21 protein-coding genes are annotated in these 25,827 nt (G+C 71.9%); 13 read left to right on the top strand and 8 right to left on the bottom strand.

Features of this window, described 5'->3' with window-relative positions:
- Positions 1-49: 49 nt before the first annotated feature.
- From ABZ444_RS09785 to eccCa, 3 genes are read right to left on the bottom strand one after another with little or no spacing between them, the layout of a single operon-like run.
- On the bottom strand, positions 50-1,132 hold the full coding sequence (locus tag ABZ444_RS09785; protein ID WP_357994593.1) for a transglycosylase SLT domain-containing protein: 1,083 nt from the start codon (positions 1,130-1,132) through the stop codon (positions 50-52).
- Positions 1,129-1,413, bottom strand: a complete 285-nt coding sequence (locus tag ABZ444_RS09780; protein ID WP_357994592.1) for a hypothetical protein — start codon at positions 1,411-1,413, stop codon at positions 1,129-1,131. Before ABZ444_RS09780 ends, ABZ444_RS09785 begins: the two co-directional genes overlap by 4 nt.
- Entirely contained in the window at positions 1,413-5,402 is a 3,990-nt protein-coding gene (gene eccCa / locus ABZ444_RS09775) for a type VII secretion protein EccCa (protein WP_357994591.1), read from the bottom strand. The genes ABZ444_RS09780 and eccCa overlap by 1 nt, the downstream gene beginning before the upstream one ends.
- A gap of 183 nt (positions 5,403-5,585) precedes the next feature.
- Between eccCa and eccD the strand changes: the two genes are divergently transcribed.
- Positions 5,586-6,941 carry a type VII secretion integral membrane protein EccD gene (eccD, locus tag ABZ444_RS09770; protein WP_357994590.1) on the top strand — a complete coding sequence of 452 codons (1,356 nt, stop codon included), beginning with the start codon at positions 5,586-5,588 and terminating at the stop codon, positions 6,939-6,941.
- Between the two features lie 5 nt (positions 6,942-6,946).
- Here eccD and ABZ444_RS09765 read toward each other — a convergent pair whose 3' ends face one another.
- A complete protein-coding gene (locus tag ABZ444_RS09765) occupies positions 6,947-7,375 on the bottom strand; it encodes a YbaB/EbfC family nucleoid-associated protein (protein WP_357969943.1) in 429 nt (142 codons plus the stop codon).
- A gap of 124 nt (positions 7,376-7,499) precedes the next feature.
- Between ABZ444_RS09765 and ABZ444_RS09760 the strand changes: the two genes are divergently transcribed.
- The 9 genes from ABZ444_RS09760 to ABZ444_RS09720 all read left to right on the top strand — a co-directional run bounded on the left by ABZ444_RS09760 (position 7,500) and on the right by ABZ444_RS09720 (position 13,632).
- On the top strand, positions 7,500-7,814 hold the full coding sequence (locus tag ABZ444_RS09760) for a hypothetical protein (protein WP_357994589.1): 315 nt from the start codon (positions 7,500-7,502) through the stop codon (positions 7,812-7,814).
- The gene (locus tag ABZ444_RS09755; RefSeq protein WP_357994588.1) at positions 7,811-8,722 is read left to right on the top strand and encodes a hypothetical protein; all 912 of its coding nucleotides are present in this window, start codon (positions 7,811-7,813) and stop codon (positions 8,720-8,722) included. Before ABZ444_RS09760 ends, ABZ444_RS09755 begins: the two co-directional genes overlap by 4 nt.
- 46 nt (positions 8,723-8,768) lie before the next feature.
- Positions 8,769-9,212, top strand: a complete 444-nt coding sequence (locus ABZ444_RS09750) for a YbaB/EbfC family DNA-binding protein (protein WP_357994587.1) — start codon at positions 8,769-8,771, stop codon at positions 9,210-9,212.
- 126 nt (positions 9,213-9,338) lie between these two features.
- Positions 9,339-9,665 (top strand): WXG100 family type VII secretion target, encoded by a 327-nt coding sequence (locus ABZ444_RS09745; RefSeq protein WP_357994586.1) that lies wholly within the window; start codon positions 9,339-9,341, stop codon positions 9,663-9,665.
- 13 nt (positions 9,666-9,678) lie between these two features.
- A complete protein-coding gene (locus ABZ444_RS09740; protein WP_357994585.1) occupies positions 9,679-9,993 on the top strand; it encodes a WXG100 family type VII secretion target in 315 nt (104 codons plus the stop codon).
- A gap of 51 nt (positions 9,994-10,044) precedes the next feature.
- Positions 10,045-10,449 (top strand): hypothetical protein, encoded by a 405-nt coding sequence (locus ABZ444_RS09735; RefSeq protein WP_357994584.1) that lies wholly within the window; start codon positions 10,045-10,047, stop codon positions 10,447-10,449.
- Positions 10,450-10,455: 6 nt separating this feature from the next.
- Positions 10,456-11,883, top strand: coding sequence for a hypothetical protein (locus tag ABZ444_RS09730; protein WP_357994583.1), 1,428 nt, complete (start codon positions 10,456-10,458; stop codon positions 11,881-11,883).
- 10 nt (positions 11,884-11,893) lie between these two features.
- Complete coding sequence (locus ABZ444_RS09725; RefSeq protein ID WP_357994582.1) at positions 11,894-12,352, top strand: hypothetical protein; 459 nt, start codon at positions 11,894-11,896, stop codon at positions 12,350-12,352.
- 5 nt (positions 12,353-12,357) lie between these two features.
- Positions 12,358-13,632 (top strand): hypothetical protein, encoded by a 1,275-nt coding sequence (locus ABZ444_RS09720; RefSeq protein WP_357994581.1) that lies wholly within the window; start codon positions 12,358-12,360, stop codon positions 13,630-13,632.
- Between the two features lie 89 nt (positions 13,633-13,721).
- Here the strand turns inward: ABZ444_RS09720 and ABZ444_RS09715 are convergent, their stop codons facing one another.
- Entirely contained in the window at positions 13,722-14,639 is a 918-nt protein-coding gene (locus ABZ444_RS09715) for a M23 family metallopeptidase (RefSeq protein ID WP_357994580.1), read from the bottom strand.
- A 130-nt stretch (positions 14,640-14,769) separates the two neighbouring features.
- Here ABZ444_RS09715 and ABZ444_RS09710 point away from each other — a divergent pair, with 130 nt between their 5' ends.
- Both ABZ444_RS09710 and ABZ444_RS09705 read left to right on the top strand, forming a co-directional pair.
- Positions 14,770-15,858: a hypothetical protein gene (locus ABZ444_RS09710; protein ID WP_357994579.1), complete on the top strand. Its 1,089-nt coding sequence runs from the start codon at positions 14,770-14,772 to the stop codon at positions 15,856-15,858.
- A gap of 15 nt (positions 15,859-15,873) precedes the next feature.
- Positions 15,874-16,638, top strand: a complete 765-nt coding sequence (locus ABZ444_RS09705; protein WP_357994578.1) for a hypothetical protein — start codon at positions 15,874-15,876, stop codon at positions 16,636-16,638.
- 57 nt (positions 16,639-16,695) lie between these two features.
- Here ABZ444_RS09705 and eccB read toward each other — a convergent pair whose 3' ends face one another.
- A complete protein-coding gene (gene eccB, locus ABZ444_RS09700; protein ID WP_357994577.1) occupies positions 16,696-18,102 on the bottom strand; it encodes a type VII secretion protein EccB in 1,407 nt (468 codons plus the stop codon).
- 55 nt (positions 18,103-18,157) lie between these two features.
- Positions 18,158-19,375, bottom strand: a complete 1,218-nt coding sequence (locus tag ABZ444_RS09695) for a prolyl oligopeptidase family serine peptidase (RefSeq protein WP_357994576.1) — start codon at positions 19,373-19,375, stop codon at positions 18,158-18,160.
- Positions 19,376-20,078: 703 nt separating this feature from the next.
- Here ABZ444_RS09695 and ABZ444_RS09690 point away from each other — a divergent pair.
- The gene (locus ABZ444_RS09690; protein ID WP_357994575.1) at positions 20,079-20,642 is read left to right on the top strand and encodes a helix-turn-helix domain-containing protein; all 564 of its coding nucleotides are present in this window, start codon (positions 20,079-20,081) and stop codon (positions 20,640-20,642) included.
- 354 nt (positions 20,643-20,996) lie between these two features.
- On the opposite strand, the gene ABZ444_RS09685 is transcribed toward ABZ444_RS09690, so the two are convergent.
- Positions 20,997-25,697: an FtsK/SpoIIIE domain-containing protein gene (locus ABZ444_RS09685; RefSeq protein WP_357994574.1), complete on the bottom strand. Its 4,701-nt coding sequence runs from the start codon at positions 25,695-25,697 to the stop codon at positions 20,997-20,999.
- Positions 25,698-25,827: the final 130 nt, after the last annotated feature.

The raw sequence follows: 25,827 nt of genomic DNA, 5'->3' as shown, positions 1-25,827 counted from the left end.
ATGGCGCGTGGAGACCTCACCGACGAAGAATGGCCCTTGATCAACCGGATCAGTATCCGCGGTAGCCGGACCCGGTCTTCATGCCCACGACCCCCGGCACCGCGGACACACTGCCGTAGCGCTCGATCGAGTAGCGCACGCCCGCGATGATGTTGTCCACCGGGTTGTAGATGTTCCGGTGGCCGTCCAGGGCGTGGGAGTTGAAGGTCGGGTCGATCGTCTGCATGAGCCCCTTGGAGGGGTGCCCGGCCGCGGCGTTGGAGTCCCACAGGTTGATCGCGTGCGGGTTCCCGCCGGACTCGTGCTGGATGATCATCCAGATGTCGTCCACGTTCATCTTGCCGACCGGGTAGCCCTGCTCCTTGAGGACGGCGACGGCCTCCTCGATCCACTGCTTCACCTTGCCCGTGGGCGCCGGCCCGCCGCCCGCGGGCGGGGGCGGGCCGCTGGGACCGTAGCCGCCGATGATGGGGCTGCCGCCGGTGCCCGAGTAGGGCGAGGTGTAGCTCTGGGTACGCCGCCAGTCCAGCCGGTGCTCGGCGTCCGGCACGAACCTGTGCTCGCCCTCCTGCTCGCCGGCCGCCTTGATCTTGACGAAGGTCATCGTGCGCTCGCCCAGCGCGGTGTCGATGGCGTCCTTGGCGTCGGTGACGGCGGTCTTGGCGTCCTTGACCGGCTGCCCGGCGTTCTCGGTCGCCTCGCGCACCAGGCGGGCGATCTCGGCGTTCAGGTCCTCCGGCTTGGCGTCGGGGTTGGCGTCCTTGTAGTTCTGCACGCTGGTGAGCAGCCGGTCGCAGATGCCGTCCACCTGGCGCTGGGAGCTCTGCAGCACGTCGGCGGCGGCGTCGAGCGCGTCGGCGCAGGAGTTGAGCGCGTCGTGCAGGCCCTGGCCGGCCCTGCCGTAGTCCCACATGTAGCGGACGAACGCGTCCGCCGAGTCGCCCTCCCAGGCCAGGTCCACGGTGGTGACGGCGCTGCCGAGCTCGCCCGAGCCGGCGAGCACCTCACCCGCGGCCGTACGCCAGCGCGCGGCGATGCCGCGGATCGCACTGGGATTGCCGCTCACCTGGTCGGCCAGCGTGGCCAGGTCGGGACCACCGGGCAGGCCGTTGATCGCCTCCGGTGCGCTCATGACGGGTCGTTCGCCTTCCGCACGTTGCTCTCCACCAGGTCCAGGGCCCGTTCGACGCTCTGGACGAGGCTCTTGGCCTTCCCGCACTCGCGGTCGGTGACGCCCTCCACCCCGTCCACGACGGTCGCGAGGGCCGAGGAGCCGGCCAGCTTGCCGAAGATCGAGGAGTCGACGGCCGTGGCGGGGAACCCGTCGGCCAGGTCGCCGAACTTGTTCGCCACGGCATGGGCCGCGATGCGGCAGTCGTCCAGGGCCTCGAAGTGGATGTCCAGTCCTGCCATCACTCCTCCTCCGCCGGCGGCCAGAACGCGGTCTGCGCCAGCCGCGAGCCGAACCTTCTGTCCACCACGAAGCCGCGTCCCGGAGGCTGCGGCTGGGCGCGTACGTTGCCGAACAGGAAGCCCTCGTCCCTGCTGCCGGACAGGATCACCGCGGGGCTGGCCATGTCCTTGATGCGCTGGATCACCGGGTCGAACATGGCCCGGCCCAGGCCGCCCATGGCCCGCGACATGATCAGGTGCAGCCCGATGTCACGGGCCTGCGGCAGCAGCTCGACCAGCGGCAGCAGCGGGTTGTTGGACGTGGCCACCAGGTCGTAGTCGTCGACCACGATGTACAGGTCGGAGCCCTTCCACCAGTCGCGGGCGCGCAGCTGCTCGGGCGTGAGGTTGGCCGGCGGCAGGCGCTTGAGCAGGGCGTTGCGGGCGTCGTTGACCAGTTCGAGCGCGGCGGCGCTGGAGGCGGCGTAGCCGATGCGGTTCTCGCTGACCGCCGTGTCCAACAGCGACCGGCGGTAGTCGATCACGATCATCATGGCCTCGCGCGGCGTGTTGCGGGCGACGACGTTCTCGGCGATCACCTTGAGCATGTTGGACTTGCCGCTCTCGGTGTCGCCGACCACGACGAAGTGCGGGTCGGCGTCGAAGTCGATCAGCACGGGCGCGAGCGCGGCCTCGTCCACGCCGATCGCGATCCGCGACTTGCCGGTCTCCTCCACGCCCGGCAGCGACGCGGCGGGCAGCACCGCCGGCAGCAGCCTGACCTGCTTGGCGGGCGGGCCCTGCCAGGAGTCCCCGATCGCCTGCACCAGGCCCTGGAGCCCGGCGGCCAGGTCGTCGGAGTCCTGCACGCCGTCGATCCTGGGCAGTGCGCCGAGGAAGTGCAGGCCGTCCTTGGTCAGGCCGCGTCCGGGCACGCCTTCCGGCACGGCCAGCGACTTCTTCCTGTTGATCTCGGACTCGTACGCGTCGCCGAGCTTGAGCTCCACCCGCGTGCCGAACAGGTCCCGGATGCCGGGCCGGAACTCCGACCACTTGCCGGTGGCCGCCACCACGTGGATGCCGTAGCCGAGGCCGCGCGCCGCCAGGTCGGTGATGACCGGCTCCAGCGCCTCGAAGTCCTGCCGGATCGTCAGCCAGCCGTCCACGACGAGGAAGATGTCGCCCCAGCCGTCGCCCTGGAGCGAGCCGTCGGCGACCCGCCTGCGGTAGGTGCTGACGGAGTCGACGCCGTTCTCGGTGAACTCCCGCTCCCGGTCGCGCAGGATCGAGGCGATCTCGGCCACCGTGCGGCGCACCCGGTCGGCGTCCAGCCTGGAGGCCACGCCGCCGACGTGCGGCAGCCCCTCCAGCGAGGCCAGCGCGCCGCCGCCGAAGTCCAGGCAGTAGAACTGCACCTCGCGGGGGGTGTGCGTGAGCGCCATGCTGGTGATCAGCGTGCGCAGGACCGTGCTCTTGCCGCTCTGCGGGCCGCCGGCCACGCCCACGTGCCCGGCCGCGCCGGACAGGTCCAGCCAGTACGGGTCCCGCCGCTGCTCGAACGGCCGGTCGATGATCCCCACCACGGCCTGCAGACGCCCGCGGCCGGTCCACCCGGCCGTGGACAGCCCCAGCTCGGGCGTGACCGACAGCGGGGGCAGCAGGTGCGCGAGCGTGGGCGGCTCGGCCAGCGGCGGCAGCCAGATGCGGTGCGCGGGCGGCCCCTGGCCGACCAGGCGGCCGACGACGATGTCCAGGAGGCTCTGCTGCGCCTTGTTGCTCTCCTCCTGCGCCGCGGGGTCCTCGGGCTGCTCCTCGACCATCGGGACGGGCACGAAGTCGGGGCCGTACTCGACGATCTCCCGGACCGTCACCGAACCGTCGGTGGTGGCGACGTGCCGCGGGTCGACCTGGTGGGGGCCGGACACGTACGCGGCCTTGAACCGGGTCATGCCGGACGTGTCGAACTTCAGGTACCCGTTGCCCGGCGCGGACGGCAGCTCGTAGGCGTCGGCCACCCCCAGCACGACCCGGCTCTCCATGGCCGAGAACGTCCGCAGACCGATCCGGTACGAAAGGTGCGTGTCGAGCCCGCGCAGCCGTCCCTCCTCCAGCCGCTGCGAGGCCAGCAGCAGGTGCACGCCGAGCGAGCGCCCGAGCCGGCCGATCATCACGAACAGGTCGATGAACTCGGGCTTGGCCGTCAGCAGCTCGCTGAACTCGTCCAGGATGACGAACAGCGTGGGCAGCGGGCGCAGGTTGACGCCCTGCTCGCGGGCCTTCTCGTAGTCGCGCAGGGAGGCGTAGTTGCCGGCCGCGCGCAGCAGCTCCTGGCGGCGCACCATCTCGCCGTGCAGGGCGTCGTGCATGCGGTCCACGAGCGGCAGCTCGTCCTCCAGGTTCGTGATGACCGCGGAGACGTGCGAGAGGCCGTCCAGGCCGAGGAAGGTCGCGCCGCCCTTGAAGTCCACGAGCACGAAGTTGAGGATCTCCGAGGAGTGCGTGACCGCCAGGCCGAGCACCAGCGTGCGCAGCAGCTCGCTCTTGCCCGAGCCGGTCGCGCCGATGACCAGGCCGTGCGGGCCCATGCCGCCCTGGGCGGACTCCTTGATGTCCAGCTCGACCAGCCGGCCGTCGGCGCCGAGGCCGATCGGCACCCGCAGCCGGTTCCGGCCCGCGCGGGGCCGCCAGGTCACCGACGGCTCCAGCCGGGTCGGGTCGCCGACGCCGAGCAGCTCGGTCAGCGTCGTGTTGACCGCCAGCACGTCCTGGGCGTCGCCGCCCTTGGCCGAGGAGGCGCGCAGCGGCGCGAGCTGGCGGGCCAGCCCCTCGGCGCGCAGGTAGTCCAGCGCGTCGGGGTCGCCGAGCCGGTTGGTGTTCTCGCGGCCCGCGTGGTCCAGCTTGACCATGTGGAAGCCGGCGGCGTCGATGCGCAGCCGCAGCGTGCTGCGCTCCTCGACGGTCCCGGCCGAGTTCGACAGGTCGATCACGGTGACGCCGTCGATGGCGTCCGCGCCGAGCTGCGAGTCCTGCGGCACGTGCCCGCCGTCCAGGATGAGCACGTGGTACGGCAGCGCGTCCGGCGAGGCGCCCGGCTTGAAGCGGGCCCGCTCCTTAAGCTCCCCGCCCACCAGGCGGTCGAGCTGGGTCAGGTTCTCGGCCATGAGCCTGACCTGGCCGGCGCCGTCGGTCTCCTCGGGGTGCAGCGCGTGCGGCAGCCACTTGACCCATTCCCAGTGGCTCATCCACTCCTTGCTCGCGCACACCATGATCCGCATGTCGTCGGGGGAGTGGAAGACGGCCATCTGTGCGATCATGGCCCGGACCAGGTCGCGGACCAGGGCGGGGTCGCCGTCCAGCTTGATGCGGGCGAAGGAGTGCAGCGCGACGGCGACCGGGAGGCGTTCGACGGTCGAGTGGGTGCGGATGAAGCGGCGCAGCGCGCCGGCCGACAGGGCGTCCAGGTCCTCGACCGGCTTGGAGTCCGGCGGGATGAGCTGGATGGCCAGCTTCTGGATGCCGGTGCCGAGGCGTACCGTGCTGAAGTCCTCGTCGCGGGGGCGGCGCTCCCACAGGCGCGGGCCCATCGCGGTCCACCACAGGGTGTCGGGGGCCGGGCCGCTCCACTCCAGGGCCTCGCGCTGCTGGATGGCCGCCTTGCGCACCTTCTTGCGGATCTGCGCCAGGTAGCGGAAGTAGTCGCGGCGGGCGCCGTTGAGCCGGGCCTTGCGCTCGCCCGCCTGGCGGCCCATCTGGCCGACCGTCATGCCGACCATCGAGAACGCGAACAGGCCGCTGGCGACGTACATGATGGGGTTGGCGTTGGTGCCCCCGGCGGTGAACATCAGGCCCATCGCCGCCGCGCCCGCCACCATCGGCAGGTACGTCAGCACCGCCATCATGCCTTGCGACTGGACCTCGGGAATCTCCGGTGGGGACTCCAGCAGGACCTCACCGCGCGGCGGCTTCGGGCTGGGGCGGCGCTCCGGGCGCCGTACTACGACGATGCTCACCCTTGTGACAGGCCCTTCTGGTGCTCGGAAGAACCTTCTTACCAGATGTGCCTAACGTCCGAGTTGAGGTCTGAGTTAACTCTGTCTCGCTATGTTGTGTTTGTGACATCGCTGGCCGAAATCCCCCCTCCACAGCAGGGCGCGTTGCACCAAGTGCCCGCTCCGCTCCCGCCGCTGTGCCACGTGACGGTGGTTGGGCCGCGCCGGAGGGCCGACCTGGCACTGCCCGCCGACATCCCGCTGCCGCACGTCCTCCCGGGGCTGCTCAGAGCCATGGGTGAGCTGGGCGGCGACATCGCCACCGCGCCCGGCTGGACCCTCCAGCGGCTCGGCGGCCCTCCCTTCGACCTGGGACAGAGTCTCGGCGCGCTGGGCGTGCTGGACGGCGAGATCCTCTACCTGCGCCCGCGCGCGGTGTCGCTGCCGCCGGCCAGGTTCGACGACGTCGCCGACGTGGTCGCCACCGGCGTGCGCGAGGGCAAGGGCAAGTGGTCGCCCGACCTGACCCGCGGGCTCGGCGGCGGGGCGGCGGCCGGGCTGCTCGTCGCGGGCGCCGTGGCGCTGGCCTTCGGCGGCCTGACCCCGCTGGTGACCGCGATCGTGGCCGGGTCGCTCGCGCTGCTGGTCGTCGGCGTGGGGATGGCCATCTCGCGTGCGGTCGGCGACTCGGGCTCCGGCGCGCTGATCGGGTACGCCGCCCTCCCGTACGCGTTCCTGGCCGGGCTGCTGGCCCCGGCGGCCGGCGGCGGGCTGATGACCATCGGCGCGCCGCAACTCCTCGGGGCCCTGGCCTGCACCGCGCTGGTGGCCACGCTCGGCGGCACCGCGATCGCGGACGGCGTGCCGGGCTTCCTCGGCACGGCCATCGCCTCGATGGCCGGGGCGGTCTGCGCGGCCGTCGTCATGGTGACCGGGGCGTCGCCCGCGGGCGTGGCGGCCGTGGGCGCGGCCGTCGTGATGGCGCTCAGCCCGCTGGTGCCCGTGTTGTCCTTCCGGCTGGCCCGCGTGCCGCTGCCGGTCATGCCCACCAACGCCGAGGAGCTGCGCGGCGACAACCAGCGGCTCGACAGCGCCTCGGTGCTGGAGCGCACCGGCGCGGCGCGGCGGTACGCGACCGGCATGGTCGTGGGCGTCGCGCTGGTCGGGGCCGGGGCGCACGCGATGTTCGTCGCGGACGGCCGGTGGGTCTCGGTGGCGATGTCCCTGGTGCTGGCGTTCACGCAGATCATGCGGGCCCGGGTGTTCCAGGGTGTCGGGCAGCGGTTGTGGCTGCTGCTGGTCGGGCTGGCCGCGCTCGGCGCGGTGGCCGTGTCCGTCGGGATCGGCGTGGGCGGCGTGACCTCGGTGGCCGTGGTGCTCGGGCTGCTGTGGGCGGCCATGGTGGTCGTCGGCATGGGCGTGTGGCTGCCCGGCGGCAGGCCCTCGCCGTTCTGGGGGAGGGCCGCCGACATCGCCGAATGGGCGCTGATCGTCGCGCTGGTGCCGCTGGCGCTCGGGGTGCTGGAGGTCTACTCCTGGGTACGCGGCCTGGCCGGTTGACCGGCTCAGCCGTCCGACAGGGCGCGGCGGCGGATGGTCTCCAGGGCGTCGAGGCGGTCGTTCATCTGCCGCGAGAAGCCGTCCTGGAGGTCCTCGAACTGCCGGGTGACGGCCGCGGCCGACAGGCCGCCGAACGACGTGGGCGGGAGCACGTCCCTGAGCCGGCGCGCCTGGTCGTCCTGGGCGGCGCGGACGGCCTGGAGGATCTCCTCGGTCAGCTCGTCCAGCTCCATCCGGCTCGTCCTGGGCGCCAGCCGCAGGTCGTCCAGGCGGCCGCCCGCGTCCACGCGTGCGGTGACCGCGCCGCTGCGGCTCTCGCCCTGGCCGGTGACCTGGCTGAGCTCGTCCAGCGCGCCGGCCAGGTTGCGGACCGAGCGCTCGCTCTCGCTGATCACGCGGTCGAGGTCGTCGGGGTCGAAGTCGATGGGGTCCATGTCGGCACGCCACCGCCCGGAGGTTAACGAACGGGGAGCGGCGGCTGGCCGGGCTCTGAAGTGATCAAGAAAACCGCGCAAGGAGTGCTGAAACAGGGGCAAAGCGCCGCAACAATCGGGCGTCGTGGCAACGAATCGGGAAATCCATATCACCTCGGCGACCATCGGCAAGACGCGGCAACGGGTGGAGTCCGAGCTGAAGAAGGAGATCATCGGCTTCGTCAAGGGCCTGGTCCCGCTCACGGCCGTGGACGGCCTGGGCTTCGGCGTCCTGGGCAACCTGATCATCGGCGGCACGTACGAGGCCGTCATGGACCGCGCCGAGGGTCTGATGACGGAGGCCGAGGGCGCCCTGGACGGCTGGTGCGGCGCGCTGACCGTCTGCGAGCGCAACTGGCGCGCGGCCGAGGACGCCAGCATCATCCAGTACCGCGCATGAGCGACCCCTACCTCAACGCCATCAACAAGGGCCGGGGCGGCTCGGGCGGCGGCGGTCTGCTGAAGGCGGTCAACAAGGGCGGCTCGGTCGGGCCGCCGCGAACGCCGTCGGTCCCGCTCAACCCGGCCACCGGCAAGTTCGGCCCGGTCGGCGCCGGCGCCGGCTCCGCGGAGTCGCTCAGCACGAGGGTGCTGAACCTGCTGAGGAGTGTGGGCCGGTTCTCGCCGTACCTGGTGGCGGTGGCGGGCATCGTGGCGGTGGGCGCGGCCGACGAGTTCGCCATGGCCGAGGCGGCCAACACCTGGAAGTACGGCATCAGCGCCCGCCTCGACGACGGCGTGAAGAACCTCATGCCGCAGATCCTGGCCACCTCCAGGACCGGCTGGATCGCCGCGGACCAGACGGAGTTCGGCCGCGTGCAGGCGCTGTTCCACCAGGAGATCGGCGCGCTGCGCAACTCGTTCGGCGAGATCGGCGGCGTGCTGGACGAGGTGGCCGCCGGGGTCCGCAACTACTGGATGCAGATCGGCTCGACGGTCGTGTCGGGGATCACGCTGCTGCTGGCGGCCCTGCGGATGAAGATCATGCCGGTCCCGCAGGTAGCGGCGGCCGGGATGATCCTGGAGCACCTCGTCGGCACGGCGATGATCAGCGCCGCCGCGGTCATGACGGGTGCGCTGGCGCAGCTGCTCAGGGGCGGCATGCAGGTGCTCGGGACGCTGGTCAGGAAGCAGCACCAGTTCGGCTTCGTGCTGCCGGAGGGCGCGGCCGCCATCGACTTCGGCCGGGCCACGATCAACGCCAAGAACCTGCCCTCCTTCCAGGAGCCCGCCGCGCCCGGCCAGTTGCCCGCCGGCTACCAGAACTTCGACTGGGTCGTCCCCGAAGTGAACACCACGAAGCCTTGATTGTGGTTAACTCGCACGGATGTGCCCTATGGGAGGGATGGTGTCGGTGACGGATTTCGGGGACTTCGGCAACATCGACATGGACCGGCTCCTGAGCAGCATGGACGAGCAGCTCAGCAAGTCCGAGGAGCTGCAGAGGGCCATGTCCGCCCTGGTGGGCAGGGGAGAGGACGAAGGGCACCTGGTCGTCGTCGAGTACGCCCAGGAGGGCCTGCGCACCCTGGACATCCAGCCGAAGGCGATGCGGCTGAGCGCGGCCGAGCTGTCGGAGCGCATCAAGGACGCCGTCGCGGCGGCGACCGCCGACCTGAGACGGCAGGCCGACGAGCTGCTGACCGAGATGTTCGGCGTGAGCGGCAACCCGATGCGCATGCTGGAGAACCCGGACCGGGCGCTGCGCGAGGTCCGGAAGGCCGAGGCCAGCTACGAACGGGCCTTCGAGGACGTTATGGGAGAACTCGACAGAATCCGCCGCGAACTGGACCTGTGATTGACCAGGGCGTTTGCTGACATGTCGAGAAGTTGTTACATCTTGGCCATTGAGTCGGCTGTTACTCATGGGGGCTTTGGTGCTTATATGGGTAAGCGACCGAAATGATCGTTACGGAGGTGACGAGTGTCCGAATTCTTTGGGGCAAGCCCGAGCCAGATCAAGGTGGCCTCTGGCCACGTGGTGGACACCGCCCAGTACATCGAGGGTCTGAGGGTGTCGGTTGAGACGACCGCCAACGGTCTCCTCAACACCGGATGGCTCGGCCCGGCGGCGGCCAGGTTCAAGAACGCCATGGTCAACTGGGACAACTCCATGCGGAACGTACGGACCGACCTGGAGGGGATCGCCGACAAGATGGGCGTCAACGCGGTCGTCTACTCCGCGGCCGACGAGGACGTCCAGGCCGGTATGGGCCGCGTCGAGTCCCTGATCAACGTCGACATCAAGTAGGAGGGGGACCGCGGTGTCCGCTGAGCTCGACTTCACCAAAGTCAACTTTGGGCACATGGAGCTCGCCCAGGGCGACTTCATCAAGATCCTCGGCTCCTTCGAGAAGGCCACCGACGACCTGATGGCCCGGCTGAAGAACGACCTGGCCGGCCATTGGGAGGGCCCGGACGGCGCCGAGACGTTCTTCCGGCAGCACGAGCAGAAGTGGCAGGCCGCGGCCGCCCAGATGCGCGGGCAGCTGGACGAGCTGCAGAAGGCCGTCCAGATCGCGAACGAGAACTACCGCGCGGCCGAGAACCGCAACAAGTCCATCTGGTACGACGGCTGACGTCTTCTGCTCGGCCACCCGCGCGGTGGCCGAGCCTGGTGAGGGGGGATCATGGCCGGGCTTGAACCCGAACCGTGGCCGGGGCTCGACGACACCGACGCCGAGCTCTACTACAACGTGGGCAGGATGCGCGCCATCGCCGACGACCTGGAGATCGCCCTGGCGCTCACGCAGGGCGCCGGCGGCAACAGGGACGGCGTCACCGGCTCGGTGGAGACCCTCACGAGGTACTTCGCGTTGGGCGAGGAGCACATAGGGCGGTGGCCGGCGGCCAGCGCCCTCGCGCACAGCGTGGGCAGCACCGGCCCGGACCCCGGCGGCCTGGTGTCGATGGAGGGCCGCGGAGCGCTGCTGACCGCCCTGTACCAGGACTATGTCGAGTGCTGCCAGAAGCTGGTCAAGGCCATCAGGGACAGCGCCGACAGTTACGCCAAGACGAACCCGGGTCGAGAGTGAGCAGCGTTGGCTGAGCGCAAGGTCGACATCCGTGACAATTCCCGGCGGCCGAAGAGCGAGCCGGTCACCGCGTCGCGGGAACAGATCGAAGGATGGCTCAAGGCGACCTCCGCCATGGAGGTGCACGACCGGGGCCTGTCCTACAAGCAGGTGGCCAAGGTCATCCGCGGGGTGGCCGACGCGCTGCCCCAGATCGGCAAGGATCTGTCCGGCGCCTGGCGGTCGGACACCTCCGCCCAGGCGCAGCGGGCACTCCAGCTGCTCAACGCCTCCGGGCGCGAGATCGCCGAGGCCATGGACAAGATGTCCGAGGCGCTGATCCTGTACGGGCGCGACTACCTGCCCAAGGCGATCGAAGAGGTCGAGGCCGCCAAGAACCAGAAGGCGGCCGTCCCGCAGCCCTCGGCGGGCGCGGCGCCGAAGCCGCCGTCCGCGACGCCGTCGCCGTCGTACACGCCGCCGGTGCTCGGGCCCCAGACCTCGCACAACTATCCGGAGCCCACGCCCGGCGCCACCAAGTCGCCCGCCGAGATGCAGGCCGACGTGGCCCGGCGGGCGCTGGAGAAGCTCAACAACCACATCGTCGACCTGTACGACTTCCGGATCCCGGAGAGCGTCGTCGTCGAGTTGCCCGAGGTGAAGCCCGCCGAGGCGCCGGCCCCCGAACGTGACATGCCGCTCACCGACCCCTCGCCGTACACGAAGGGCTCGTACTGGACCGGCGGCGGCCATGACAGCGGCCGCACAGGCGGCTCGACCGGCGGCGGCACGCACGGCGGCACCGGTGGATCGGGCGGCTCGGGCGGCCCCGGCGGCTCGGGCAACGGCGGGACCGGCGGCCATGACGGCGGCAACGGCACCGACCCCCGCCCCGGCGACCAGACCCCCGGCGGCGACACCCCCGGCGGCGACACCCCCGGGACGGACACGCCAGGGACGGACACGCCCGGCTCCGACCCGTCGGGCGGCCAGGGCGCCGGATCGGGCGCCGGCGGCTCGGCCACCACCGGCGACGGCACCACGCCACCCGTGCTCGACAACAACACCACCGACGACCGCGCCACCCAGCCGCAGGACGTGGACACCCGCGACCCGCGGGCCACCGAGACCGCCGGCTACCACCCGAGCACCACCACCCCCGGGTACCCCGGCACTGTGAACCAGCCGCTCGTGACCCAGCCCGCCTACCCCTCGCCGTCCGCGGGGACGCCCGCGGTGATCGGCGGCCCCGGCTCGTACGCCCAGGGGAGCGCGCCCGCGGCCGCGGCGGCCAGGACGGGCGCGATGGGCGGCGCCGGCATGCCCTTCATGCCGTTCGGCGGTGGCGGCGGACCGGCCCCCGAGGAGGGACAGGTCGAGACCTCGACCCTCCTGAAGGAGGACAACGACGTGTGGAGCCACCAGGAGGGCTCCATCTCACCGGTGATCGGCTAAGGAGGCGGCCATGGCGCTCGAACTGGACCCCAACTGGCCCGGCCTCGACGGGGACAAGGACAACCTGACCAACCGCACGGAGATCAAGCGCATCGCCGGCGAGCTGAACGAGCTGCTCAAGAAGCTCAAGACGCCCTCGCCCCCGCCGGTGACGCAGTACCTGACCGCGCCGGGTGACACGGCCCCCGGTCCGCAGCTGCCCGCCGGCGCCGGCTCGCTGCCCGATCTCCAGCGTTACTGCGCGCTCAGCCCGAACCAGATGGGCGAGTGGCCCGCCGCCATGGACTTCGCGCTGGCGATCAAGTCGGCCTACGCCAAGCTGATCGGCGAGCTGGGCTCCAGCGGCGGCCTGTACGCCGCGATGGTCACGCAGGGCGACAGCACGGTGGAGGCTCTGCTCGACATCTCCAAGGCATCCGGCGGCGCCGAGCAGGCGACCGAGGAAGCCGCCGCGCGGCGGGAGGCCTGACACCCGTGGCCGAGCTCAAGAAGCAGAAGATCACGCTCATCGAGGACTTCGGTCCGGTCGACACCTCCACCCCGGAGGTGTCGTTCATGGGGAGCCTGCTCACCGACACGCTCGACAAGGTCAAGAAGTGGATCGACGCCACCGACCCGGAGTCGGTGAAGCTCGCCGGCCTCTACTACACCCGGGCCGAGGCGCTGCTGAACGGCTTCGCCGGTGACCTGAAGACCAAGGCGGCCGAGCTGGCCGAGAACTACACGGGCCCGGCCGCCGTCGAGACGCAGAAGCAGCTCCAGAGCCTGCACGCCAGCGTGCGCGAGCTGGCCGGGAAACTCGGCGAGATGGGCCGCCCGCTCCACGGGTACGGCGAGACGTTGCACTGGGCGCAGGCCAACGTGGTCGAGTCGATGGACCACGACTCGCGTTCGGACCGCGACGTGGACTGGGCCGGGCGGGTGCCGTTCTACCGGCTGTACCGGGGCGACAAGCGGGCCGTCGACCACCTCAAGAAGGTCAACGAGCGCATCGTCGAGAACTACAAGCAGTTGCCCCTCGACCTCCAGATCGCGCTGCCGGACCCGAGCGTCCCCGAGCTCCCGGACTTCAACAACGGTGGCGTGGGCGCGCCGGGCGCGCCGGACCTGGGCGGCAAGGGCGGGCCGGGCAACCTCGCCCTGTCCTCGTTCGGCCCGGACGCGGTGCCGGGCGGCCCCGGGGAGATCGACGGCAAGGTGCCGGGTGACGGGGGATCGGGCGCCTACCCGGCGGTCCACTACCCCGACGGCTCCGGCACGAACGGCTCCGGCCTGAACGCCGGCGGCGTCCCGGGTTACGACGCCGGGGACAACCCGTACGGCGGGGCCGACTCCTCGGCCCTGAACGGCGGCTCGCTGGGCTCCGCGCCGAACACTTCGACCGCCGGCCTGCCGTCGGGCACCGGCGACGGCACCACGAAGCTGGCCGGGTACGACCCGTCCCTGTCGGGGATGCCCAACGGCGCCTATCCCACGACGACGACGGGCGGCTCGCCCTACGGCGGCGGCGGCGCGGGAGCGGGGGCCGCAGGCGGCGGCTTCGGAGCGGGCCAGGGCGGGGCCGCCGGGGTCGCCATGCGCGGCGCCGGCGGCGGCACCGGCTTGGTCCCTCCCGGCATGATGGGCGGAATGCCCGGTCGTGGCGGCGAGAGCGGGGAGAAGAACGACAACGAGAACTCGACCTGGCTCGCCGAGGACGACGACGTGTGGGGCGGCCCGGAGGGCACCACGCCGAGCACGCTCACCTGAGGCCGCACTGCGTGCTCGCCCGCCCGGCGCCCGGAGCCGCCGCACCACACCTGCGGGCCGATCCTCGCGACCGGCCCGCCTCCGGCGCGTCAGCCGCAGTGCTCGAAGGGGCTGTCGTACGCGTTCGAGCCGACCGCGCCGCCCCACTTGACGCAGGTACGCGAGGCCTTGGCCCGGACCGGACCGGCGTAGTACTGGTAGCTGCCCGCGTCGGTGCTCCTGGCCTTGCCCTTGACCTCAAGGTAGGCCCGCACGGCCGCCTTGCCCGAGCCGCTGTTGCGCAGGGTGGTGACGCAGTTCTGGCCGGTGGAGGCCGAGTACAGCAGGACGACCCGGCCCTGGTTACCGAGCGGCGCGGAGTCGATCTGCTTGTAGCCCGCACCGCAGACCTGCTCGGCCGAGTACGGGTTGCCGCCGGTGCTGGGCTTGCCCGGGTTGGCGGGAGCGGGCGTGCCGCCGCCGCCCCGGCAGTTGTTCGACTTGATCGTCTGGTGGCTGTAGCCGAAGGTGGTGCCGTTGAACCGGGCCGGCACGATCTTGCCCGACGATGTGCGCTGCTCGTAGTGCAGGTGGGCGATGATGCCCTTGTACTTGGCCGAGGTGTTGCCCACCTGGCCGACCTGCTGGCCCTGCGCGACGTTCGCGCCCACGGAGACCGTGCGCTTCTTCATGTGGGCGTACAGCGACACGCCGCCGTCGGCGTGCCGGATCTTGACCACGTTGCCGAAGCCGTCGGCGGTCCGGTACTCCGACATGATCACCTTGCCGGCCGCCGAGGCCACCACGGTACGGCCCATGTCGTTGTTGCCGTCGCCGTACGAGCCGTTGAAGTCGATCTCGTAGCCACCGGTGTGCGCGCTGCTGTCATTGCTGTCGCCGGTCCAGGTCTCGCCGCACGGGAACGGAAGCTGGTGGACGACGGCGGCGCTGGCGCCGGCGGCGCTCGTGCCGGTGAGGGGCAGCGCGGCGATGCCGCACACGCCCACGATCAGGGTCTTGATCCGCATATGGGAAAGGCTGCCATCCTGATCAACAGCGAGTCTAGATCATTCGCAAAGTGTTCACGCTAAAAGTCGATATTTGTCGATATCGTAGCCAGGACTGTGCAAAACGCAGTTTTCGGACAGGGAGGGTGAGATGGGGGCAGGAGAGAACGCCACCCCTGGTCTGGGGCAAAACCCGTACGGGAGCTCCCTCACCGGAGCGACGATCCAGTTCAAGGACAAGAAGATCAGCGAGCTCGGCGGCAACATGGCCGAGCATGAGCCCGGCATGGGCAAGATCGAGACGAACACGAAGGGGATCCACGTCGACTTCCCCGGGTTCGGGATCGTCGGCATCGGCCTGTCCTACGCCCACGATCAGATCAAGGAAGGCGCGACCGGCGCGATCAGCATGGCCAGGACCGCCCTGCGGGACTACAAGACCGCGCTGGAGCAGCTCGAGAAGAACTACCAGCAGGTCGACAAGGACAACGACGGCCTGATCAGCACGACCGGCGACGACAATCCCGCCGGGCCCGGCGGACCCGAAGGGCCGGGCGGGCCGGGCGGCCCCGACCTGAGCAAGCTCGGCGGTGGCGGCGGCGGTGGCATGCCGCCGATGGACATCCCGGACGACAAGCTGTCGGACAAGAAGTTCCCCGACGACAAGCTCCTGGACAACAAGTTCCCCGACGACAAGCTGCCGAAGGACAAGTTCCCGGACGACAAGCTGCCGACGGACAAGCTGCCGACGGACAAGCTGCCGGACGACAAGCTGCCGAAGCCCGACTACCCCGACCCCAACTCGGTCAACACCGGCCTTCCGAAGACGCCGTCCATCGCGGACCAGCTCAACCACAACACCGAGATGCCGGACCTGAAGAGCAACGTTCCCGACCCGTCCCAGACCAAGCTGGCCGGGCTCGACCCCGCCGCCCTGAACTCCGCCATCCCCGGCACCGGCAACATCCCGGGCCGCATCCCGACCGAGTTCCCCACATCCGGCGGCTACGCCGGCTCCTCGGGCGGCAGCGGGACCATCGCGGGGGCGGGCGCGGCGGGCGCCGGCGGCCTGCGCGGCGCCGGCGCGGCCGGCATGTCGGGCATGCCGTTCATGCCCATGTCGGGCGGCGCGGCCGGCAACGAGCAGAACCGCGAGCGGGAGAAGCCGGAGTACGTGCGCGGCGACGAGAACGACTGGCTCGACGACATGGACATCGCACCGCCGGTCCTCGGCGAGTGAGAAGGGGACGGCGAGATGGGCGAGTACGAAAGCGACCGGTGGCGCATCATCACGGCGGCCTCCGTGGCCAGCGCGTCCGCCGTGGTGCTGAGCCAGTACCCGATGGCCAGGAACATCGCGCTCCTGATCGGGACGCTCGTGTCCAACCCCGGGGACATCGCCAAGGCGGCCGTGGAATGGGCGGCGCCCGCCGTCGGCGCGACCGCGGAGCACCTCCCCGAGATCAAGAACGAGCTAGTCAAGCTGAAGACGGTGATCGAGGAGAAGGGGTACTGGAAGGGGCCCGCCTTCCTCGTGTTCAGCGAGGCCGTGGACCAGTTCGCTGAGCAACTGGACGTCACCTCGACGTACTTCAAGGGCGTCGGCGACGGCATGAACCATATGGCGACGCTCTACCACTGGGCCGTCGAGGTCGCCTGCGTCGTGAGCGTCGCCATGGCGGCCCTGGCCGCGTATGAGGTGGTGTCCTACCTCTTCCCCGTGGGCAGGGTCGCGGCCAAGGTCACGATCAGCAGCTTCCTGACGGCGCTCGGCCAGGCACTCAGAAGCGTCGTCAGCAAGAAGATGAAGTCCGTGGCCATGCTGACCGGCCTCCTCGTCGCGGTGAACGGCATGTGCGCCTTCATGACCCAGAACATCGACAAGGGACGTCCCAAGCCCGACTTCGCGCCCACCGACCTGAAGTACGCGTCCCCCACCACCGAAGGGGCGCCCGGCACCCTGCAGCGGAAGAACGGCGGCATGCCGAGCATGAACCTGCCCGGCAGCGGCCTCATCTAGCCCCGCACCCCGTCCGGCGGCCCCGGCCCGGCGTCCGCCGCCGGGCCGGGGCGCCGCTCACTGGGCCGTGACCTGCACCGGCGAGCGCGCCGCCGTCGGGTCGAGCGCCGGGCCCTCCGGGATCAGGTGGACGAGGTTGTAGGGCACCGGCGTGACGTCCTCGGCGCCGTACCCCAGCTTGTTGATCTGGTCCCCGGTCTGCAGCGCGAACTTCCTGCCCTGGTCGGTGAGCAGGAAGTAGGTCTGCATGAACGCCTTCTGGCCGTCCCCGGGCAGCAGGCCGCCCAGCGCCGCGCCTCCGGCGGGCAGCAGCACCTGGTCGAAGTGCTCCTGGTCGCTCCGGGCCGCGGGCACGGGGATGGTCATCGTCGCGCCGACCGTGATCTTCGCCTGCGCCGAGCCGTTCTGCGTGTCGGCGTACACCGCGCACAGCGCCGCCGAGGACGTGACCGTCTTGGGCAGGCTCGTCGGCAGGCCGCCGACCGTGAGGGTCTGGCGGGAGGTCCTGCCGTTAGCGGTGGCGGCGTCGATCTCGAGCGGGACGGCGGCGCGCCTGCCGTACGCGGCCTTGGTCCTCGGGTCGGCGAGCAGCAGTGTCGCCTGGGTGAGGTTGACGGGGGCGAGCCCGTCGGCGAGCAGCACGTACCAGCGGTCGGGAGCCCCGCCCATGCCCTTCACGGTGTAGACCTGACCGACCGCCCCCTTGCCGCCCCCGGGGGCGACGGCGCGCCGGCCCAGGCCGGTGATGGGCGGCGGCATGAAGTCGGGGCCGGGAGGGATCGCGTTGATCCAGGTCGAGGGCACCCTTCTGGGATGCGCGTTGAGCGCGCGCACACCCGTGTCGGTCACCTTCATGCGCCGGTCGTTCCAGACCACCCAGCCCTGCTGGCCGTCCGTGACGACCAGCGCCTCGCCGCCCACGGGTGTCCCGCCGACGTCCTGTCCGCCCACCAGCGTGACGTACGGCCCCCGCGCCCCGGCGGCCTGCGCCGGCTCGGTCACGCAGGCCGACCACGGGCCCTTGACCAGTTTCTCGCGGGCCGGAAGGCTGTCCGGCGCGCCCGCGATGCCCACCAGCGGCCCGCGCGGCAGCGTCGCCAGCGACGCGGCGGAGACGTTGCGCACCTTGAAGTCGGTGGCGTCGAGCAGCAGCAGCGCCGAGACGTAGTTGGCCGTCGGCAGCAGCCGCGCCTGCTCCTGGCTGTAGACGTAGGTGGCGCCGGTCTCCTCCTCGACCAGGAGCTGGCCGGCCTCGGTCAGGTTCGTCGCCCCGCCGGGCTTGAGCAGCCCCCAGATGCCGAACACCGCCGCGATGAGCACGCCCACGAGCACGCCGCAGAACATCGCCACGTTGTGCCGCCGCATGGGCGTCTCCGGCACATCGGGCTCAGCCTGCAGCAACGCCATGCCCAGGCGCTGCTGCATCAGCCGATGAGCCTGGTAGAGGTCCTTCCGGGTCTGCATCTCACCTCTCCCGTTTCGCAGGGATCAGCATAGAACGCTCTTGTGTCATGAACCCCTACGGAAGCAGCAAACCCCAATAGAACGCCCACGGAACGAAGGCCACACCCGCCGCGACGAGCAGGCCCAGCCGTACCCGCTCGCCGGTCGCACGTTCCCGCCGCCACCTGCGCGCCGCCGGCGCCGTCGCCACGACGGTGGCCACCGCCACGGCCTGCAGCGCCAGCCAGACGAGCGGCCTGCCGAGCAGCATCGGCCCCGGCGCGGCCAGTTTCCCGCCGGTGGACATCAGATAGAACAGGTAGGCGAACCCGCCGAGCGCCGCCGCGAGCCCTCCGGCGCTGACCACCCGAGCCGCCGCCGTCCCCCTGACCGGCGTGCCCCGCCCCCGGATCCGCCGGACCACGGCGACCGCCGGATATCCGGCGAACCCGGCCAGGAACAGCGCCAGCACCACCGTCTGCGCGAAGGCCGACTCCCACCACGCCGGAGGCGGCGCCCCGACGGAGTCCTCCGCCTGGACGGGCGCGGGCCCCGACACCTCCGCGACCGGAGCCTGACCCGAGGTCGCCTTCGCCACCCAGCCGCCCACCAGCTCGGCGTAACCGGGAGCGAGCTCGGGCAGACGCGTGATGCCGCCGTCCGGGGTCAGATGAGCCGCGTGATCGGCCTTCGCGAAGAACCGGAACGTGTACCGCCTGTTGCCGCCCTTCTCCAACGCCGCGCGGAACAGCGGCGGCGTCTCGCGGGGCGGGGTCAGCAGGTCGTGCACGCCCCAGATCGCCAGCACCGGCTGCCGTACCGCGGCCAGGACCAGCTCGGAATCGTAGTACGGCTCCGGGAACATGCCCCCGTCCGCGATCACCCGGTACAGCTTCGGCTCGGCGTGCTCGACCAGCGACCCGCCGACCCCCGCCTTGCGCAACCCGGCCGCCACGGCCCACGACTGCTGCCGCAGGGGCTGCAGCGCGTTGGCCCCGACCACCACCACGAACGCGATGTCCTTGGACTTCGAGGCGGCGAGCGGCGCCACCCACCCGCCCTCGCTGAGCCCCCAGATGCCGACCTTGCCGGGATCGACGCCCGGCTCCTTGCGCAGCGTCGCGACCGCGCCGAGCGCGTCCTCGGCGAGTTGCGCGTACGACCGGTGGAACAGCGAGTAGCCCGCCGAGCGCTTGTCGTAGATCAGCACCGTCAGGCCCTGCCGGGCGAAGGCGACGGCCTCACCCAGCAGCTTCTCCCGGCGCGTGCCCGTCCCCGCCCCATGCACCAACACCACCCCAGCCCGCCCAGCCCCACGGTTCGCCTCCTCCCCGGCCGGATCGTTCCGCCCCTCCCCGGCTGGGTTGTTCCGGCCCCACCCGGTCACGCTCCCGCTCTGGCCCGTGTTTCCAGCCTGAGCAATGTTTCCGGTCTGGCCCGTACTCCCGGTCTGGCCCGTACCTCCGACCTGGCCCGTACTCCCGGTCTGGCCCGTACTCCCGACCCGGCCCGTACCCCCGGACTGGGCCGCGCTGTCGGCGCCGGAGGGGCTGGTCGCGCTGGCGGACGGGCTGATCACGCTGCCGTGCAGCTCCAGCCCGCCGCTGCCGCGGAACGTCACGTCATGGACCGTCAGGTCACTCGGAACCGCCAGGCCGCCGGGAACCGCCGGACCCGCGCGGTCGAGCAGGACCGACCCGGCCCCGGCGGCGACCCGTCCTTCACCGGTCGTTGCGACCTTCGGAGCGAGATCGGCGGTCGTTGCGGCGTCCGGAGTGCGGCCGGCGGTCGTTGCGGTCCTCGGAGTGAGGTCGGCGGCGGGGGCGGCACGACCCAGTCCGGGCGTACTCAGCCATAACAGGGCACCGGCAACGGCGCTGAGGGAGACGGCGGCAGAGGCCGTGAAGACGTTTCGCATACTGCCGACAGTAGTCTGCAGAGAGTTCTCGGCAAAGACATGTCTGCAGATATCCTTCTCAAGGACTAGCCTGCTCCTCATGAAGGACGACGAGCCCCTGGTGCTCCACGATCCCGACCGGCTCAAGGCCCTGTCCCATCCCATGCGCCGCCGCATGTTGACCCACCTGAACATCCACGGCCCCGCCACCTCCACCACCCTCGGCGAGCTGCTCGGCGCCAAGACCGGCACCACCAGCTACCACCTGCGCCAACTGGAGAAGTACGGCTTCATCGAGGAGATCCCCGAACGCTCCTCCGGCCGCGAACGCTGGTGGCGCCGCGCCAAGCTCCCCAGGGACATCCGCCTCCCCGAGCCCGGCGACCTCGGCCCGGAGGATCAGGCGGTCCTCACCGAGTTCCACCGGATCGGGCTGGAGGAGGACCGCGCCCTGCTGGACCGCCTCCCCGCCGCCTGGCAGACCGACCCCGACTGGGTGAAGGGTTCCCGAGGGCTCGCCCGCATGACCAAGGACGAGCTCAGGGAGTTCCACGACGCCTATGTAGCCCTGCTCCTGAAATACGGCCACCCCGCTGACGAGGCCCCACCCGACGCCCGCCCCCTGTACGTCCGCATGTACACCCTCCCCGCCGACGACTCCTGACCCCGAACCCACACACCACCCCCCGAAACCCTCATGGCCCACACGCGGCGGGCCCCGCAAGGCCGGCGCGGGCCTGCACACCTTCCCGTCCGACGAGCCCGATCCCGGACGCCAGACATGGACCTTCGAACCTGCGTCGGCTCGCACGCGATGGTGACTCAGGAGGGGCTGGCTCGGGGTGGACGGGCATGTACACCTTGCTGGCCGACGAGCCTGGTCTCAGATTTCGTGAACCGGCCGCTGGACCCGCGCGGCTCGCGAGGGGCGGCGACGCGGGATGGGCCAGGTGGCGATGGCTGAGCGGTTCGGGGTGAGCGGCTCGGGGTGAGGCGTGGGTGGGCGGCTTGGGTGGGGTCAGGGAGTGTCTGGGAGGGCTGTTTGGATGGGGGTGATGTTGCCGGTGGTGACGAGGAGGCCGCGGCCCGGAGGGCCGCCGCCTGCCCCGCGGGGCAGGCGGATGCTGAACAGGTCGCCGTCGGTCGGGCCCTGGACCGACAGGAGCACGCCCGTACGGGACTTGCGGGTCTCGGCGACGAACCCGCGATAGGCGACCGCCAGGTCACCGGTGGAGCCGCCGATCAGCAGGCCGTGATCGCCATCCCTGCCCGAGCGGAGCACCTCCTCCAGGGACGTGCCCAGCGGTGAGTCCGGGTTGACCAGCTCGGCGTCGTCCACGACCACGACGTACTGGCCCAGGTCCGCGACCAGTTCGGGGAGGTTGGCGGCGTTCCCGTCCAGGACGGCCACGGCGTCCGCCAGGTCGCGCAGCGGGCTTCGTCTGGGGGCGACGGCCACGACCGGCGTGCCGGCGGCGATGAGCGACCGCGCCGCCGTCACCAGGACGGACGACCGCCCCGAACGCGACGGCCCCGCGATCACCGCGCCCGGCCCGTGGGCCAGCAGGTCGACGCCGAGCGGGGTGAGCGCGTCCCCACCCGCGCCGACCAGCGCCCACAGCGGGGACGGCGGAGTGAACGCCGGATCGAGGTCCATCGTCTGGGACGCGGTGACCCGCATCGGCAGCGCGTCGACGCGCAGCGGCTGTTCGCCCTCGCCGCGCCGCCCCCCACGTCCGGCGGCCTGCGGGCTCGCACTGCGGGCCAGGGCCTGCAGTGCGGCGACCTGGGCGGGGCCCGCGGGGTCGGCGGAGAGGAGGGCGATGTGGTGTTCGGTGATGCCGTGCTCGCCCAGCGACACGGCGCGCCCCGGAGGCATGGACGCGGGCAGGCCCTTGAGTGGGAACCCGGCCAGCCCGTAGTCGGACGTGTCGGACAGGCGCAGCAGCAGGCGGTCGTCGAAGACCGTCGAGACCTGGCCGAGCAGGCCGGACCGGTCGCTGGTGACCACCGCGCGCAACCCCACCGCCGGCCCCTCGCGCAGGAGCTGGAGCAGGGCTTCGATCAGGCGGCCGTAGTCGTAGCTCTCGAACGCGGCGACGAAGCCCTCCCAGCGATCCAGCAGGAACACCAGCCACGGCAGGCGGTGACCGGCCTGGCGGTATTCGGCGAGCGAGGCATGGCCAGCCTCGGCCAGCAGTTGCTGGCGGCGGCCCACCTCGGCGCGCAGGCGGCCGAGCAGCCGCTCCACCCGTTCGATCTGGTCGCGGGTGACGACGGCGCCGCAGTGGGGCATCGCCATGACGGGCAGGAGCGCGCCCGAGCCGCAGTCCACCGCATGGACGTGCACGTCGGCGGGCGACGTCCGGGCCGCGATGGCGCCCGCGATCGTCCGCAACGCCGTCGAGCGGCCGCTACGCGGGGCGCCCGCGATCAGCAGGTGGCCGCCGTTGGCCAGGTCGAGCGCCAGCGGGCAACGATCCTGCCGCCACGGACGGTCGGTCACCCCGAACGCCAACGGCGCCACCTCCCCGAACCCCCCACCACCCCCCTCGTACGGCGACGCAGGGCCGGCGAGCCCGGCTTCGAGCGAGCCCTCCGACGAGGCGGGCACCGGCGGGGTGGCGGGCAGGTCGAGCACCAGCTGGGTGGGCAGGGGGTCGAGCCACGGGCTCGGTTGGGCCGGGACGCCCGCCAACCGGCCGGCCTCGACGAGCGCATCGGCGACCAGGCCGAGATCGGTGACCGCCGACTCCTCCGCCGGCTCCGGTGGCGGCGGCAGCGGCCTGCCGAGCGAGCGCCAGTCCACGTCGAGCACCCGCACCCGCCCGGCCGGCCCGCCGGCGGACGGAACGCGCGCGGGGCTGCGCCCGCCCACCCTGGCCGTCTGGACGGCGATCGCCGCCCCCACCCCCGACCGCACGTAACACCGGCCAGGGGTGGACTTGGAGATCGCGGCCGCGTCGGGCAGGTCGATGACGTCGGTGGACTCGGCGGGCTCGGTCACCCGCAGCGCGATCCGCAGCGACGTGTTGGCCTGGATGTCGGCCGTGACCACGCCGGCCGGCCGCTGGGTGGCCAGGATCAGGTGGATGCCCAGCGAACGGCCCCGCCGCGCGATGTCCACCAGACCGGCCACGAAGTCGGGCAGCTCGGCCACCAGCGCGGCGAACTCGTCGATGATCAGCACCAGGCGCGGCATGGGGGCCTGGCCGGTGTAGTCGTCGATGTCCTTGGCGCCCGCCGCCAGCAGCAGGCGTTCCCTGCGCCGGATCTCGGCCGCCAGCGAGTCGAGGGCCCGCTGGGTCAGGTGCCCGTCGAGGTCGCTGACCATGCCGACGGTGTGCGGCAGGCGTACGCACTCCTTGAAGGCCGCGCCGCCCTTGTAGTCGATCAGCACGAACGTGAGCTGGTCGGGCCGGTTGGCCACCGCCAGCGAGCAGATCAGTGTCTGCAACAGCTCGGACTTGCCCGCGCCGGTGGTGCCGGCGATCAGCCCGTGGGGGCCGTCGAGCTTGAGATCGACCGAGAACGGGCCGTCGGGGCCGACGCCGATCAGCGCCTCGGTCGTGCCGCGCGCCCGCCACCGGCCGGCCAGCTCCTTGCCGGAGGGAGCGGGCATGCCCATCAGGTCGAGCAGGCGGACGGCTCCGGGCAGGTTGCCCGACGGGTCGTCCCGGCTCACGTCGCGGATGGGGGACAGGGCCCTGGCCAGCCGGTCGCACCAGGCGGCCGAGACCAGGTCGCCCAGCACCGGCCCGATCACGTCGAGCCCGCCGCCGAGCAGGCGTACGAGGCCGTCGGTGCCGCATGCCGCCACCGTCTGGCACTCCTCGGGCAGCAGCCGCTGGTCGTCGTCGATGGCGAGGGTGAACACCCCGGACCGGGGGCCCTGCCGCAGGACCTGGGGCATGTTGGGCAGGCCGCGCAGGATCTGGGCGCCGTCGAGGATCACCAGGACGTCGTGGGGACGGACGTCGTAGGAGGAGAAGCTGGGTTTCTCGGGACCGCCCAGATCGTCCCAGCCTGTGGGGATCTTGCCGAACTCGGGGATGGCGGTGTTCTGGCGTTCGTCGATGAGCGCGGCCAGCTCGGCGACGCGGCGGGCGGCGGACTCGGGGTCGGTGCCGACCAGGGCCACGCAGTCTTCGCCCGCACGCGGGGCGCAGTGCGGCAGCCAGCGCGTCCAGCCCCAGCGGCGTTCGCCGTCGGCGCGCGCGGACACGACCACGATGGCCAGGTCGCGCGGGCTGTGCAGGGTGGCGGCCTGGGCGATCAGCCAGCCGGCCAGGCTGGTCGCGGCCCCGCGCGGGCCGGTGACGCCCGCGACGCCGAGCCGGCGCATGGCCAGCGCCACCGGCACGGCGCGGCAGAGCGGCGGCTCGATCGGACCGCCCTGCTCCTCCGACAGGTCGAGGTTGGCGGGCAGGTCGGCGAGGCCGACGCGCAGCCGCAGCGAGTCGGCGTCGTGGATCCGGCGCTCCCACAGACGCCTGCGCGGCCCGGTCGCCGTGAGCAGGACCTGGGCCGGGTCAGGCGCGTCGGACCTGCGCGCGACCTCGTCGGCGGCCCTGGCTTGCTCGACCTCCTCGTCGTAGGCCCGGACGCGTTCGCCGAACTCCTTGAGCGCCTGCTTGTGCTTCTTCCTGCCGTGGCGGCGGTCGCTGACCCACTGGCCGATCATGATGATCGGCGTCATCAGGGCGACGAGCAGGTAGTAGGGGGCGTGCAGGGCGAAGGCCAGCGTCACGCCGAGCACGGCGGGCAGGAGCGCGGCCAGCAACTGCAGCCGCATGCCCTCGGACCTGGTGGGCTCCTTGGGCTTGACGAACCTGCGCTCCGGCTCGGGGCGGCGCAGCCTGGGCGGCCGGTTGTAGGCGAGCCCGCCCTCGCCCCTGGGAGCGAGGTGGGCGTCCTTCGGCTCGATCGAGGTCAGCACGAACACCGAGGACCCGCAGGTCAGCACCGCCTGGTCGGGCCACTCGGCGGGCCCGGTGAGCGGCCTGCCGTCGAGCTCGGGCACGTCGCCCTGTTCGGCGGCGAGCTCGGCCGCCTCCCGCTCGGCGACCCGCGCGGTCAGCTCGGCGACCTCCTCGGCCCACCGCCCCTTCAGCTTGAGCCTGGAGGTCTGCCCGGGGCTCTGCCGGTGCGCCCGCTCGACGGTGATCGCGTCGGGTGTCACCCGCACGGCGACGGCCTCGGCGGCCAGGAGGGGGTCGGCGACGGCCATCGCGCAGGTCGGGTCGGACCCGATGACGTGCACGCCCAGCCCCAGCCGGTGGACCGCCCCCGCCGCCGGGCCGCCGATCACGCGGACCTCGGCCACCCCGCCGGGCTCCTCGACCACGGTGGCTCGGGCCAGGCGCGGATCGAGCGTGACCTTGTCGCCGTCACGCAGGACGGCCGCCGCCGGCGCCCGCGGATCGAGCGGACGCCCGTCACGCCAGAGCAGCGCACCGGAATCGCCGGGGACGTCGGCGGGGACGTCGAGCCGGTCGGGGACGCGCGGACGGGGGATGCGCGCCTCGACCCGGCCCCGCACCTCGGCCTCGGGCGCCAGGCCGTAGGGAGCGCGCGTCCGCGGCAGGTGGACGACCTTCGCCATGGACGTGCGCCCGCTCAGCGCCTCGGTCACCCCGGCCACCGTGGCGCCGCCGTCGCCGTCGATCACGACGTCACGGTCGCCCTGCTCGCCGAGCACGGTGAGCATGATCCGCATGTGCCGTCTCCTCGCTCGACCTCGGGCGCCAAGGTAGCGCCAGAAGCGAGAGTAGGCGTCCCGGTTGACGCCACCGGCATGAGAACGCGGTTCTGTGGATAACCCGCGCGCCCAGCGCCACGATCAAGCA

Source organism: Nonomuraea sp. NPDC005730 (assembly GCF_040630865.1).
In the GTDB taxonomy this organism is placed as follows: domain Bacteria; phylum Actinomycetota; class Actinomycetes; order Streptosporangiales; family Streptosporangiaceae; genus Nonomuraea.
The sequence above is the reverse complement of the archived record's forward strand: the minus strand, read 5'-3'. Positions and strand labels throughout refer to the sequence as shown.